This is a genomic window from Duganella flavida (assembly GCF_009857445.1).
GTDB classification, from domain to species: domain Bacteria; phylum Pseudomonadota; class Gammaproteobacteria; order Burkholderiales; family Burkholderiaceae_D; genus Rugamonas; species Rugamonas flavida.
This window is the reverse complement of sequence record NZ_WWCN01000060.1, coordinates 1-559: the sequence shown is the minus strand read 5'-3', so window position 1 is coordinate 559 and position 559 is coordinate 1. Positions and strand designations below refer to the sequence as shown.

Below are 559 nucleotides of genomic sequence, written 5' to 3'. Positions count from 1 at the left end.
TGTCAGATTAATCATCATTACACTGATTTTAGTTATATTTGAAATCATAGGCATATTTTTTTGGAAAAACAACTATCTCATTGTTATCATCCACATAGCGCAGATAGACGTGATTTATGTCATCCTCCGCAAACATGCCTTTATAGCCAGCACTTTCCTTGTGCATTAAAACTCCTCTTTTGAAAGAGCTATCCAAATTACCAACAATATGTGCACGCATTGTCGCATTAAGGACATTTAAACAAATTGCAATTTCGTCTTGAAAACGCTCTTTTTTTATGTCTTTAATTTCAGCTTGCTCCCACTGAAAAGCACGCTGATAACTATAATGGAATCTCCATCCACTAGTCTCTGCAGTCAAGCTGCACCATAAGTCAATTTGATTTTTTTCAGTGTAAACTAAATTAACCTTTGGATTTATTTCCATCTGCTGCGGAAAACGCTTGCTCGTTTTCTCGCCGAAAATACCTTTCTCATGAAGAACTTCACTGAAATATATTTTCGGGACATCGACAAGAACTCCTGGACCGAAGAGAGAATTTCCGTCATTGCGATTATC

At 36.7% G+C, this 559-nt stretch carries 1 protein-coding gene; it reads right to left on the bottom strand.

Annotated elements, in window-relative coordinates; genetic code table 11:
• Positions 1 to 28: 28 nt before the first annotated feature.
• Positions 29 to 559 (bottom strand): hypothetical protein (locus tag GTP46_RS29175; RefSeq protein WP_161010121.1); only part of this gene is annotated, 531 nt, incomplete at its 5' end.